We start from the raw sequence: 12,607 nt of genomic DNA, 5'->3' as shown, positions 1-12,607 counted from the left end.
ACAAGGCAGGAGTTTATCCTAAGTGATTGACTTCACCGCCAACTTCGGCGGAGACTTTGAGCACATCAAACACATATTGCGCCACAGAACGGAAGCAGATGACTTCAAAGCTGCCGTCCGCATTGCCCCAAACAGCCGCAGGCACCTGCGCAATCCGGGAGCGACGGATGTCATCCGCACCAAAGGCCTCATGAGCAAAATCAACAGGCGCAAGTTTGGCCAACACGTCACGATTGCCATCACCAGTCAGCCGGAACACCGCACGGGCGTCGGACACGTTGGCCACCAGCGCATGGCTGCCTTTTAGTGCCTCATTCATCTGGGCAACGGCGGCCTCAGCTTGATCATAGTCTACGACAACCAGTAGTTCGTCCGGCGACATCCACGCCACGGCACCTTTGTCTCCAGTCACAACTTTGCGCTGCGCAGGCACCGCCGCGCCGGTTGTCGCTTTCACCGCCGCTGCCATCTCTTTGGACGCCAGATCGCCACGCACCGTGATCATGCCGCGCAGGCCGGTCTCAGCGACTTTGGCAAACCCTTCAAAAGTCGCGCCATCCAGGGCGCTCACAGCCTTAGACATTCTGCTTCTCCCCGTCTTTGTCATAGAACACCGGATCAACCACTTTGGCCTTCACGGTGCTGCCGTTCACTTTGTTGAACTCCACCACATCACCCAAACGCTTCATGCCGCCGTGAATGAGGCCCATGGCAATGCCGCGATCCAATGTCGGGGAATAGTAAGTCGAGGTCACGCGGCCTTGTGTGTTACGCTGCCCATTGGCATTGGTGCCATGATCGACAATGTAAGACCCATCAGGAATGACCGAGCCGTCTTCGGTTTCAAAGCCCGCCAGTTTCCAGCGGTCCTCAGAGGCCATGTGGTCGCGCATCTGCGCGCGTTTGCCCAGGAAGTCTTCTTTCTTCTTGGAGATCGCCCACTGCATGTTGAGATCCTGCGGGATCACCGTGCCGTCGGTCTCATCGCCAATCATGATGAAACCTTTTTCGGCCCGCATCACGTGCAGCGCTTCGGTGCCATAGGGCATGATACTAAATTCTTTGCCGGCCTCCAGCAGCGCATCCCAGAACGCGCGGCCTTGGCTCGCAGGAACGGCAATTTCGTAGGACAGCTCACCGGAGAAGGAGATACGGTACGCGCGGGCGTCAAAGTCGCCAATCTTGCCGTCTTTCCACTCCATAAAGGCGAGGCCTTCTTTGGAGACATCCATCTCACCGCCAAGCTTCTCGATCACCTTGCGGGCATTCGGACCCACGACGGCGATTTGCGCGTATTGCTCGGTGACGTTGGCAGTATAGACCTGCCAGTCCCACCATTCGCATTGCAGCCAGTCTTCCATCCAGCCGTGGATGCGCTCGGCCCCGCCGGTGGTGGTGTGACACAGGAAGGTGTCCTCATCGATGCGGGCCACAACCCCGTCATCGATCAGGAAGCCGTTTTCGTTGCACATCAGGCCATAGCGGCATTTGCCCGGCTTCAGCGTCGACATCATGTTTGTGTACATCATGTCGAGGAATTTGCCGGCATCCGGGCCTTTGACGATGATCTTACCCAGCGTGGATGCATCCAGAAGCCCAACACTGTCGCGGGTCTGGCGGATTTCACGGCTCACTGCATCAGCATGGCTTTCGCTCCCCCGTGGGAAGCAATACGGACGCCGCCAATGGCCAACCGGTTCAAAGAAGGCACCGTTGGCCTCATGCCACTCGTGGATTGGCGTGCGGCGCAGCGGTTGGAACACCTCGTCGCGCGCTTCGCCCGCAATCGCGCCCATGGAGATCGGCGTGTACGGCGGACGGAATGTTGTCGTACCCGTGGCCGGAATGGGCTGATTGAGCGCATTAGAAAGTACCGCCAATCCATTGATATTACTCAATTTACCCTGATCAGTGGCCATGCCGAGCGTGGTGTAGCGCTTGGTGTGCTCCACGCTTTCATAGCCTTCCTGCGCGGCCAGTTTCACGTCTGACACTTTCACATCGTTCTGATAGTCCAGCCAGGCTTTCATGCGCAGTTTTGGCCCCGCGCCCTGCGGCATCAACCAACAGGCTTGCAGCGGCGCTTCGTCGTGCACCTCGCCTTTGGGCGCGTCAGCCACGGTCACAGCGAAGCCAGCCGCTTCGGCCGCAGCTTCACCCGCTTTCAGACCGTCCACCAGAACCTCATCCAGTTTGAGTGGACCACTTGCGGTACCAGCGGTGGCGACAAACGGCTTGCCATCATGGCTGGTGGGCGCACGGTCCGGATCAGGACGGAAATGCGCCTGCGCCTCATCCCAGATCAGCTTACCGCCGCAATGAGACCAGAGGTGCACCACTGGCGACCAACCGCCGGACATGGCCACCGCGTCACAGGCGATCTCTTCCAGCACGGCGCCCTCGCCCGCTTGTGCACAGATCGCCACGCCAGTCACGCGCTTGCCGCCTTTGACCTTGGCAATGCCCTTGCCGTTTTCGACGTGGAAGCCCTGCTCCCGTGCCGCATCGGCCAGCGGTCCACCGCCATTTGGACGGGAGTCCAAGATCACCGGCACATCGAGACCGTGGATTTTAAGCGTAAAGGCCGTGCGATAGGCGTCATCATTGTTGGCCACAACCACCACGCGGTCGCCGGAGCTCACACCATGGTTGACGATGTAATCGCGCATCGCGCTGGCCAGCATCACGCCGGGGATGTCGTTACCTGCAAAGGACAGCGGACGCTCGATGGCGCCTGTGGCCGTCACAATCTGCTTGGCACGGATGCGCCACAGGCGATGGCGCGGACCATCCATCAGAGGCGCGTGATCGGTCAGACGCTCGTAGCCGAGGATATAACCGTGGTCATAGACCCCCGCCCCCATCATGCGGTTGCGCAGAGTGACGTTGTCCATCGCCTGAAGCTCGGCCACGGTGGCGTCGATGAAGTCATCCACCTTCACGCCATCGACCTTGCCGCCATCCACCGGCGCGCGGCCGCCCCAATGGGCGGTTTGCTCCATCAGAAGGACTTTGGCACCGGATTGCCCCGCCGCTTTGGCCGCCATCAGGCCAGCGACACCGCCGCCCACAACAACCACGTCAAAGAAGGCATAGAAATGCTCATACCGATCCGCATCGCGGTCCTTCGGCGCTTTACCCAAGCCAGCCGAGTGGCGCACGATTGGTTCAAACACATGTTTCCAAGCCGCCGCGGGCGCCATGAATGTTTTGTAGTAGAAACCAGCCGGCAGTGCGCGGGCGGCGTAGTTGTTGACCACGCCCACGTCGAATTCGAGGCTGGGCCAGTGGTTCTGGCTGGTGCAGGTCAGCCCGTCATATAACTCGGTGGTGGTGGCGCGTTGGTTAGGCTCAAACTTGCCGCCTTTGCCAAGATTTACCAGCGCGTTGGGCTCTTCGGCGCCCGAGGCGACTACGCCGCGTGGCCGGTGGTATTTGAACGAGCGGCCCATCAGCATCTGGTCATTTGCCAGCAATGCAGAGGCCAGCGTGTCGCCGTCAAAGCCGGTGAACTGCTTGCCGTTAAAGGAGAATGTCACCTGCTTGGATTTGTCCAACAGGCGCCCGCCAGTGGTCAGACGTGTGCTCATGAGAACTCCCTCCAGGTCCAGCCGGGATATTTGGCCGTGATCTTGTCTTTGATGTCTTGCGGCGGCTCCAGCGTTTGCGCCGGATAGGTGCCAAAGACCTCAAGTGTCATGGTACAGCGCGCGGCGTGGAAGAACTTGCCGCAGCCCGATGCGTGCCGCCAGCGCTCAAAATGCACGCCTTTGGGGTTTTCGCGCATGAAGAGGTAGCTCTCGAAGTCATGATCTGCGGAGCCGGGTCCGTGCCGCTTGAGGTGAGCCTCGCCTTCGGCGTGAAGCTCGGTTTCCTCGGCCCAGACGCCGCAATAGGGGCATTGAAGGGTTAGCATGGTGCGAACTCCTTGGAATTGATGGTTTGCGCGCTTAGGCTGAAGCCATGAAACCGATTTTTCAGATACTTCCAGCAGCTTTGCTGATTGTCGGAGCGTTTTACATTGGTTGGCGCGGCACACGTCGCAAAGACAGCGGTGAACGCCAAGGCTCGCCACCAGATTAAGATCGCAACTCCGGCAGTCATTGGGATTAGCCTAGACCGAAGGGTCGCGCCTGACCCTGGGTGGGTGCTGAAAGCGCCCTCCCGTGGGGAGGGTCGGGCGCGGCCCGGCTTTGCCGGGCGAACGAGACTGAGAGGGAGAAGAAAATCCATCATGAACCTCCCATTCGAGCTTGGCGCAAAGCGGCTTCAAACGCCGCGAACGGCAAAGTTACTTCGTCTTCGCCTCCGTTGAAGGTCGCAAAAACGCTCACTGTATCGCTGTCCGCCGAGTACTCAAAACCAAGAGTATTGCTTTCATAATTCGCGTCACGCCCAGCTCTTCTCCCTTTCTCAAGTTCGGAAAGGACGGCACCGCAAGGTGTTCGCTCATTCGACAAAAGCTCCAAATGCAGCTCAGAAAGCGAGTTATCTTTGCGGGTCGCCATCAGTGTGCCACCCCTGCTGCGACGCTTTCATCAATAAACCGACCTTCGATAAACCGCTCCATGCCAAACTCTGCTGCCAACGGCCCAGGCTCGCCTTTGGCGATCAGCTCGGCTGTGGCCCAGCCGCCGCCCGGAATGGCTTTGAAGCCGCCGGTGCCCCAGCCGGCGTTGATAAAGCAGTTGCCCAGAGGCGTTTTGCCAATCACCGGAGAGCGATCGCCGGTCACATCCACGATGCCACCCCACTGGCGCAGCATCTTGAGGCGGCTGACCATTGGGAAGGTTTCACAAAGTGCGCGCACGGTTTCTTCTACGTGGTGAAACGATCCACGCTGAGTGTAGTTGTTGAACCCGTCAGTGCCACCGCCGATCACCATCTCGCCCTTGTCGGACTGAGACATATAGCCGTGCACGGTGTTGGCCATGACCACCACATCCATGCAAGGTTTGATCGGCTCGGACACCAGCGCCTGCAGCGCCACAGATTCCATCGGCAGACGGAAGCCTGCCATATTGGCGAGGTCGCCGGAGTTGCCCGCCACCACAAGGCCAAGCTTGTCACAGTCGATCGGGCCCTTAGTGGTGTCCACACCCACCACATTTCCACCTTCAGACCGCACGCCAACCACTTCACATTTCTGAATAATATCCATTCCCATATCGGAACAGGCACGGGCATATCCCCAGGCCACCGCATCATGGCGGCCAGTGCCACCACGCGCTTGCCAGAGGCCACCCAACACCGGATAACGTGGGCCGTCGATGTTGATGATCGGCACCAGTTCTTTCACACGCTCAGGCCCGATGAATTCGGTGGTCACGCCCTGCAGAGCGTTGGCGTGCGCGGTGCGCTGATAGCCGCGCACCTCATGTTCGGTCTGTGCCAGCATGATCACGCCGCGCGGGGAGAACATGACGTTGTAGTTCAAGTCCTGGCTCATGGTCTCATAAAGAGAGCGCGCTTTCTCATAGAGCGCGGCGGAGCTGTCCTGCAGATAGTTGGAGCGGATGATCGTCGTGTTACGCCCCGTGTTGCCGCCGCCAAGCCAGCCTTTTTCGATAATGGCAACATTGGTAATGCCAAAATTCTTACCCAGGTAGAAAGCAGTCGCGAGGCCGTGGCCACCGGCGCCCACAATGATCACGTCATACTTCTTCTTAGGTTCCGGAGAGCGCCACGCACGTTCCCAACCCGTATGGAACCGGGCGGCTTCGCGAGCGATGGCAAAGGCTGAATATTTTCTCATGAGCGTGATTCCGAATAGGAGGCAACTTCTCTCAGTTTATGAACTTTTTGCTAAGCCGGTCACGGGGGTTAAAGCGCCTATTTGCGCTCCGGTTGCGACATGTCGCGTCAGAATGCCGATTTTGCTTTCAGCCACCTGCCAGCGGCACTACATGTGGTCCAGCACTTAGGAGGCCACATGATTTTCTGGATTGTTGCAGCTGCCCTCGCCCTTGTGACCGTTGGCTTGTTTGCGCTCGCATTGACGCGCCGCGCCGAGGACGAAGACCACCCCGCCGCATATGATTTGCAGGTCTATCGCGACCAGCTCAAAGAGGTCGATAAGGATCAAGCCCGTGGCGTGATTGGCGCAGAAGACGCGACACGCATGAAAACCGAAATTTCCCGTCGCATTCTGGCCGCAGATGCACAGATGCAAAAAGCAGAAAACGGCGAAACCGGTGGCCGTCGGCACGCCGCCGTAGCTGCAGCCGTGCTTGGGCTTGCGGTTCTGGGCGGCAGCTTTGGGCTTTACTATAAGCTGGGGGCGCCGGGCTACCGTGACATGCCGCTGCAAGACCGCGCGGCTGAAGCACAAACACGCCGTGACAACCGCGACAGCCAGTCCGTAGCGGAAACCAAAGTCCCGGCGCGCCCTGCACCAGACGCCGGTGAAGAGTTTATGGAGCTGATGACCAAACTGCGTGCGGCTGTGGAGGAGAACCCTGAGGACTTGCGCGGGCAAGAGCTTCTGGCGCGCAACGAGGCCAATCTGGGCAACCTGCCCGCCGCCTACGCAGCACAAGCCAAAGTCATTGAACTCAAAGGCGCAGCTGTTACCGCCGGTGATTATGTGTTGCACGCCAACCTGCTGATCTCGGCAGCGGGTGATTACGTCTCGCCCGAGGCGGAAGCCAGCTTAAAGCAGGCGCTGGAGCTGGACCCATTTAACAATCTGGCACGATACTACATGGGCTTGATGATGTGGCAAACCGGCCGTCCAGATGCAACTTTCCGCATTTGGGATCAAGTGCTACGCCAAAGCCCCAACGATGCGCCTTGGGTGCCATCCATCCGCGCCACCATTACAGAATTGGCCTGGTATGCGGGCATCGACTACAAAATGCCCGCTCCTGTTCCGGCACATAGTCCGGACGGGCTGTCCGGCCCAACAGCCGAAGACATGGAAGCCGCTGGTGAGTTGGATATTGAAGACCGTCAGGCGATGATTCAGGGCATGGTCGACCAACTGTCGGATCGTTTGGCCACCGAAGGCGGCACGCCACAGGAATGGGCTCGGTTGATCGGGGCCTATGGTGTCTTGGGCAATACAGAACGCGCACAGGCCATCTGGACCGAAGCACAGCAAGTGTTTGCCCAGGCTCCGGAAGCGCTGGAAATTGTCCGTGCTGGGGCAGCACAGGCCGGGGTTCTACAGTGAGCGAAATCTTCCAAAGCATCGAAGAAATGGCGCCGAACCTGCCGCCAATGCAGGCACTCATGGGCCTAGACCTGGGCACAAAAACCATAGGTGTGGCGGTGAGTGACAGTTTTCGTTCTGTGGCAACGCCCATTGAAACAGTGAAGCGCAAGAAATTTGGCGTCGATGCCCAACGGCTCATTGAAATCATCAAGGACCGGAGCATTGGCGGGATCATCCTTGGGTTGCCAATGAATATGGACGGCAGTGAAGGTCCGCGGGCGCAATCCACCCGCGCCTTTGCCCGCAACCTCTCCGCCCTGGTGGAGGTGCCTATTGGCTTCTGGGACGAACGATTGTCCACCGTAGCCGCCGAACGGGCGCTGTTGGAGGCGGATACGTCACGCAAGCGTCGCGCAGAGGTGATCGACCACGTGGCAGCCTCCTATATCCTGCAAGGAGTTCTGGACCGTTTGAACCATCTTGGGAGCCCATCGTGAGCAAAGACACCGTGTGGAAACGCGCCGAAGTGGAAAGCCCCTGCATACAAGTCTGCGTTGTGCATCCTGAGGAGCGGATCTGCACCGGCTGTCTGCGAAGCATTGATGAAATCACCCGCTGGTCCAAGATGCCACCCGAAGAGCGCAGCGAGATCATGCAAGAGCTGCCCACCCGCGCGCCGCGGTTGAAGAAACGCCGAGGCGGCCGGACCGCACGCCTGAAGCGTTAAATTCAAACACCAGCCCAAACAAAAAGCGCGCCCGAATGAGCGCGCTTTTCTCGTTTAATACCTATGGTCTTATGGCGTTGCGACCGGCGTTGCAGATTCCACCACGTCCGTTTCCACAACCGACACATTGGCCGGTGTCATGCCCGCGCCAAAGACGGTGGCAACCGGGACGCCGTCATACGAGACCGTGAACCAGCCCTCGCCCGCATCCGCATCGGCATCAACAGTCACTGTGCCTGTGCCTTCGCCTTCCGGCACCAGCAGTGCGAAGACGTCTTCGGCCACGTCAAAGTCTTCGATGACCGGCAGGTTGTCCGCATCCACCCAGGTCCCGGAGGCAAAGGTGTCTACGCCAGCGCCGCCCTCGGCAACATCGCCGGAACCGAGAACAAAGGTGTCGTTGCCGTCACCACCGCGCATGGTGTCTGCATCCAATTCGTCGCTGGCCGCAATCGACTCGTCATCAGAGCCATCTTCGATGCCAACAAAGACGTCATCACCAAGGCCACCTTCCATGCTGTCCTCGCCAACGCCACCAATCAGCGTGTCATTGCCGCGACCACCCAGAAGCGTATCCGCGCCTGCGCCACCGTTCAGGCTGTCGTCAGAGGTTTGGCCGGAGAGGTGATCATCCCCCTCGCCGCCTTCCAGCGTGTCATCGCTGTTGCCGCCCCAAAGCGAGTCATTGCCTTCGCCGCCGGTCAGGCTGTCATTGCCGTCACCGCCCAGCAGGCTGTCATCACCTTCGCCACCATCCAGTGTGTCGTTTCCGTCTTCGCCAGCCAGAGCGTCGTTGCCCAATCCGCCGGACAGGGAATCTAGGCCCAGACCACCCAAAAGGCTGTCGTCGTCGTCGCCACCGTCGAGCGTGTCATCACCCCACCCGCCAAACAGCGTATCAGCCCCGGCATCACCGGTCAGGCTGTCATCGGAGGTGCCGCCGCCCATCAGGTCATCGCCAGCACCACCGGTCAAGGTGTCCGCGTCGTTACCACCAGCGATCTTGTCGTTGCCTTCGCCGCCATCGATGGCGTCTTCACCGTCACCACCAATAATGGTGTCATCCCCGCCAAGCCCCGTGACAGCGTCACCGCCTGCATCGCCTTCAATCCGCTCGCCTTCCTCGGTGCCGGCCAGTGTATCCGCTTCGTCAGTGCCCGTGATCGGATCAGCGGTTGTCACGGTAGGCTCTTCTGGATCTGAGGGATCTGTAGGATCGTCCGGGTCCGTGGGATCTATCGGATCACCACCGGTTGTTGTGGGATCACCCGTTGTCGGATCATCGTTTGTTTCCGGATCTGCAGTGTTGTCGTCATCATCCGAAGTCACCTCGTAGATAACAGCCAAGCCAAGCGCAACGCCCAAAATCCAAAGTAATTGCATCACTTACACCCATATTCTGAAAAGAATTTCCTCAACTCTATACAAAATTTACTGGAATATTAAGCAAACATTTTGCGGCGGTTCCGAGATCGAAACAATGCAACTGCGGCCAACTCAAAGTTTCCAAGACAGAAACGCCAGCTCGGGAAATGCCTACTTTTAGATGAAAAATCTGCGGCTTAATCGCCACGATTGCCGCAGGCCATCTTGCGCATTGCGTGAGATACAGAGCTCAAGACAGGTATCACTCTGCCGTGTGAGGCGATGACACACCCGCAATCCGAATCGTCCTATTGAGAATAGCCGGCTTCGGTCTCCACCTATAGTAGAGCATTCCTGACCTCGCGCAGCCAAATGTAGGACGCCGAAACAGCTTTGGAATTAAAGCCCTGCCGCCTTGCGCAACATGTTCAACGCTACCAAAGTCAAGAACACAGCAAACACCCGCTTGAGCGGTTTTGGGTCCATCGCATGAGCCAGCTTGACCCCAAGCGGCGCGGTCAGCAACGTCATCGCAATAATCAATCCAAAAGCGACCATGTTCACTGCGCCTACGGTAAATGGCGGCCGCGTCGCGGGATCGATCTCCATAAACAAAAATCCGATAACCGCGGGCACAGCGATGGTCACCCCGAACCCGGCAGCGGTTGCCACTGCGCGGTGGATCGGCACATTAAACAAGGTCATCAACGGCACGCCAAAACTGCCACCGCCAATGCCCATCAGAACCGATAAAAATCCAACACAGGGGCTCACAATGAGCCGAGGCAGACCAGCGGGCATCGTCTGTCCCAACCGCCAATGCGCTTTGCCAAACCCCATGTAGGCCCCGATCACCAGCGCCAAAGATCCAAAGACTATTTGCAGCGTCACGGAACGCAGATTGGCCGCCACCAACACGCCAATGAAGGCGCCCACGACAATGCCGGGAGCCCATGTCCGCAGGATGCCCCAGTCCACCGCGCCCTTTTTGTTATGACTCGCCACAGAGCGCAGCGATGTCACGATGATGGTCGCCAGCGAGGTCGCCAGACAGACCTGCATCAACTGCGGGCCATCATAGCCAAGCGCTTGGAAGGCATAGAAAAATGCAGGCACCAAGACAATGCCGCCGCCCACTCCCAACAGGCCAGCCAAAACACCGGCCACGCCGCCAATCGCCAGCAAAAGTAACAGCATTTGAATCAGCAAAGCGGGATCTTGGGCCATAGGTTTCTCCGGGCGTGCGTTTCGCGGCGAGGTAAAGCGCAAATCCTGTTGATCTGCAAGCAGACCTGGCGCGGCAGCTTAGGCGGCGGCCCGGGTCACGTGCTGCAGCGCGGCCACAACAGTCTCTGGCCCGGCGGCGGGTTTGGTGGCGTGTTCCGACAGATATCGGCGCCACGCCCGCGCCCCGGGCTTCCCTGCAAACAGACCCAGCATGTGACGGGTGACTTGATTGAGTTTGCCGCCCTGCGTCAAATGTATCTCAATATAGGGCAACATCTGCTGGACCACCTGTACAGGGTCAGCGTCAGTGTCAGCCCCAAAAATCTCGCGATCTGCTGTGCTCAAGATATCAGTGGGGTTGTGGTACGCCGCCCGCCCGATCATCACCCCATCCATACCTTCTGCCAGATGGTTATGAGCCTCCGCCAAACTGGCCACCCCGCCATTGATAGAGAGGTGCAGCGCGGGAAAGTCGCGTTTCATTTGATAAACCAGGGGATAATCCAGCGGCGGAATATCACGATTTTCTTTCGGACTCAGCCCCTTCAGCCACGCTTTACGCGCATGGATGGAAATTCTTTTGATTCCAACATCCTGCAACTCGTTGATAAAGTTGGGAAGCACGTCTTTGGGTTCTTGATCATCCACCCCGATGCGACATTTCACAGTGACGTCTACATCCGTAACCTCTTGCATGGCCTTCACACACTCAGAAACCAGTGTCGGGGATTTCATCAAAACCGCGCCAAAGGTTCCGGATTGCACCCGGTCTGATGGGCATCCGACATTAAGGTTGATTTCGTCGTAGCCCGCATCTGCCCCCAGCTTGGTCGCCGCTGCCAGCTCCACAGGGTCACTACCGCCAAGCTGCAATGCAACCGGATGTTCGGCGACATTATGCTCCAGCAAATGCACCGCTCCCCCACGCACAAGCGCCGGCGCCGTGACCATCTCGGTATAAAGCAAGGTGTCACGGGACAGCAGTCGATGCAGATAGCGACAATGCCGATCCGTCCAGTCCATCATGGGTGCCACGCTCAAACGCGCTGCTTTTTGTGCGTTATTTTTCAAAGCGTTAGCTCCAATTCACCTTAGACTCCGCGTAACACGATTCCCCCTGTTTCCACCGTATTTCAGGGGTTTTTCCGAGGTTTTCGATTCGAGCGTGCTACGGTGTAGCACATCTCAAAGGCGCAGACAGGGGTCCGAAAACGGACCAATCCACTGCCGAGGTCCCCCCCCCCTTTTCTTTCCACCAATCGCTGCGCACAGGGATTCAAACCTCCGATGCGGTTTCCGAATTTTGTGCCCAGGTCATCCATGAAGATTATCAGAGAAGAGAAATTCAAATGAAACGAATGGAAAAGAGCACTCAGGAAATGCTGAGTAAGATGACGTTGGCGAACTCAAGGGCGACCATCATGCCTCCGGCACCGCAGGGTAGTGAAACGCTTCGCGCACCTCAGAAATCATCTTTACAAGCTTCAACAACAAAAAAAAGGCTACCAGCGCGAAGCCAAGCGAACCTGCGAAAGAAGAGGTTTTCAGCGAACCGAACATCAACCGACGCCCTGTTGGTGACGGGAAATTCTCCTACACAGTCCAAATTCGGCGGCGAATTGATGGCAAACAACACAGCCTGAGCAAGACTTTCACTCGGCTCCCTGCGGCCAAGAGTTGGCGCAACAATAGACTGCTGGAAATTGAGGAACGTGGGTTTCCTCTGCATGTAGTCGCAAAAACTACAATTGCTGATGTCATCAAAGATCGACTGCAGCGTGGGGCAGAACTTGCCCGAACCTCAGAACAAACGCTGAAGTTCATTGCCAACCATGAGTTTGGCCAAACCAAGGTGGGCACACTCAATCAGTAACAACTGTATGATTTTGCCGACCTTTTGTCATCCGAGGAACGAACCCCGCAAACCGTAGCAGGCTACATGTCCCATCTCGCAAGAACGCTTAACTGGGCGAATGATCGAGGAACTGTCATCCCAGTCGAAGCTGTAGCAATCGCGATGCGGACGATGTGGGAAGACGAAGTGCACGCACGTTCTGTGTGCGTCGTCAGAGTTTTTGGAACCAAGGGCGGCCTAAACTAAGAGAGAGTTCGGCTCATCTGGTTGGTTTGAT

General features: G+C 58.0%; 12 protein-coding genes. 4 read left to right on the top strand and 8 right to left on the bottom strand.

Features of this window, described 5'->3' with window-relative positions; genetic code table 11:
- Nucleotides 1-13: 13 nt before the first annotated feature.
- From Q0955_RS20070 to Q0955_RS20050, 5 genes are all read right to left on the bottom strand, one after another.
- A complete protein-coding gene (locus Q0955_RS20070) occupies nt 14-583 on the bottom strand; it encodes a sarcosine oxidase subunit gamma family protein (protein ID WP_299428448.1) in 570 nt (189 codons plus the stop codon).
- Nucleotides 576-3,590: a sarcosine oxidase subunit alpha family protein gene (locus Q0955_RS20065; RefSeq protein WP_299428445.1), complete on the bottom strand. Its 3,015-nt coding sequence runs from the start codon at nt 3,588-3,590 to the stop codon at nt 576-578. Before Q0955_RS20065 ends, Q0955_RS20070 begins: the two co-directional genes overlap by 8 nt.
- Nucleotides 3,587-3,916 carry a sarcosine oxidase subunit delta gene (locus Q0955_RS20060; RefSeq protein WP_299428442.1) on the bottom strand — a complete coding sequence of 110 codons (330 nt, stop codon included), beginning with the start codon at nt 3,914-3,916 and terminating at the stop codon, nt 3,587-3,589. Before Q0955_RS20060 ends, Q0955_RS20065 begins: the two co-directional genes overlap by 4 nt.
- 316 nt (nt 3,917-4,232) lie before the next feature.
- Nucleotides 4,233-4,508 (bottom strand): hypothetical protein, encoded by a 276-nt coding sequence (locus Q0955_RS20055; protein WP_299428439.1) that lies wholly within the window; start codon nt 4,506-4,508, stop codon nt 4,233-4,235.
- Nucleotides 4,508-5,755 carry a sarcosine oxidase subunit beta family protein gene (locus tag Q0955_RS20050; protein ID WP_299428436.1) on the bottom strand — a complete coding sequence of 416 codons (1,248 nt, stop codon included), beginning with the start codon at nt 5,753-5,755 and terminating at the stop codon, nt 4,508-4,510. Before Q0955_RS20050 ends, Q0955_RS20055 begins: the two co-directional genes overlap by 1 nt.
- 177 nt (nt 5,756-5,932) lie before the next feature.
- On the opposite strand from Q0955_RS20050, the gene ccmI reads away from it, so the two are divergent.
- From ccmI to Q0955_RS20035, 3 genes are read left to right on the top strand one after another with little or no spacing between them, the layout of a single operon-like run.
- The gene (gene ccmI / locus Q0955_RS20045) at nt 5,933-7,174 is read left to right on the top strand and encodes a c-type cytochrome biogenesis protein CcmI (protein WP_299428433.1); all 1,242 of its coding nucleotides are present in this window, start codon (nt 5,933-5,935) and stop codon (nt 7,172-7,174) included.
- A 26-nt stretch (nt 7,175-7,200) separates the two neighbouring features.
- Nucleotides 7,201-7,653, top strand: a complete 453-nt coding sequence (gene ruvX, locus Q0955_RS20040; RefSeq protein WP_299428580.1) for a Holliday junction resolvase RuvX — start codon at nt 7,201-7,203, stop codon at nt 7,651-7,653.
- Nucleotides 7,650-7,883, top strand: coding sequence for a DUF1289 domain-containing protein (locus Q0955_RS20035; protein WP_299428430.1), 234 nt, complete (start codon nt 7,650-7,652; stop codon nt 7,881-7,883). Before ruvX ends, Q0955_RS20035 begins: the two co-directional genes overlap by 4 nt.
- A gap of 69 nt (nt 7,884-7,952) precedes the next feature.
- On the opposite strand, the gene Q0955_RS20030 is transcribed toward Q0955_RS20035, so the two are convergent.
- From Q0955_RS20030 to dusA, 3 genes are all read right to left on the bottom strand, one after another.
- Nucleotides 7,953-9,266: a calcium-binding protein gene (locus Q0955_RS20030; RefSeq protein WP_299428427.1), complete on the bottom strand. Its 1,314-nt coding sequence runs from the start codon at nt 9,264-9,266 to the stop codon at nt 7,953-7,955.
- A 381-nt stretch (nt 9,267-9,647) separates the two neighbouring features.
- Complete coding sequence (locus Q0955_RS20025; RefSeq protein WP_299428424.1) at nt 9,648-10,475, bottom strand: sulfite exporter TauE/SafE family protein; 828 nt, start codon at nt 10,473-10,475, stop codon at nt 9,648-9,650.
- 78 nt (nt 10,476-10,553) lie between these two features.
- Nucleotides 10,554-11,546: a tRNA dihydrouridine(20/20a) synthase DusA gene (gene dusA / locus Q0955_RS20020; RefSeq protein ID WP_299428422.1), complete on the bottom strand. Its 993-nt coding sequence runs from the start codon at nt 11,544-11,546 to the stop codon at nt 10,554-10,556.
- A gap of 278 nt (nt 11,547-11,824) precedes the next feature.
- Here dusA and Q0955_RS20015 point away from each other — a divergent pair, with 278 nt between their 5' ends.
- Nucleotides 11,825-12,118, top strand: a complete 294-nt coding sequence (locus Q0955_RS20015; protein WP_299428419.1) for a hypothetical protein — start codon at nt 11,825-11,827, stop codon at nt 12,116-12,118.
- Nucleotides 12,119-12,607: the final 489 nt, after the last annotated feature.

It is taken from the genome of uncultured Shimia sp. (assembly GCF_947493595.1).
Classification (GTDB): Bacteria; Pseudomonadota; Alphaproteobacteria; order Rhodobacterales; family Rhodobacteraceae; genus Shimia.
This window is presented reverse-complemented; position numbering and strand designations above follow the sequence as displayed.

Bases quoted from the DNA above. Each gene is read 5' to 3' on its own strand.
- Q0955_RS20070 (WP_299428448.1), bottom strand. From the start codon at position 583: ATGTCTAAGGCTGTGAGCGCCCTGGATGGCGCGACTTTTGAAGGGTTT.
- Q0955_RS20065 (WP_299428445.1), bottom strand. From the start codon at position 3,590: ATGAGCACACGTCTGACCACTGGCGGGCGCCTGTTGGACAAATCCAAG.
- Q0955_RS20060 (WP_299428442.1), bottom strand. From the start codon at position 3,916: ATGCTAACCCTTCAATGCCCCTATTGCGGCGTCTGGGCCGAGGAAACC.
- Q0955_RS20055 (WP_299428439.1), bottom strand. From the start codon at position 4,508: ATGGCGACCCGCAAAGATAACTCGCTTTCTGAGCTGCATTTGGAGCTT.
- Q0955_RS20050 (WP_299428436.1), bottom strand. From the start codon at position 5,755: ATGAGAAAATATTCAGCCTTTGCCATCGCTCGCGAAGCCGCCCGGTTC.
- ccmI (WP_299428433.1), top strand. From the start codon at position 5,933: ATGATTTTCTGGATTGTTGCAGCTGCCCTCGCCCTTGTGACCGTTGGC.
- ruvX (WP_299428580.1), top strand. From the start codon at position 7,201: ATGGCGCCGAACCTGCCGCCAATGCAGGCACTCATGGGCCTAGACCTG.
- Q0955_RS20030 (WP_299428427.1), bottom strand. From the start codon at position 9,266: ATGCAATTACTTTGGATTTTGGGCGTTGCGCTTGGCTTGGCTGTTATC.
- Q0955_RS20025 (WP_299428424.1), bottom strand. From the start codon at position 10,475: ATGGCCCAAGATCCCGCTTTGCTGATTCAAATGCTGTTACTTTTGCTG.
- Q0955_RS20015 (WP_299428419.1), top strand. From the start codon at position 11,825: ATGAAACGAATGGAAAAGAGCACTCAGGAAATGCTGAGTAAGATGACG.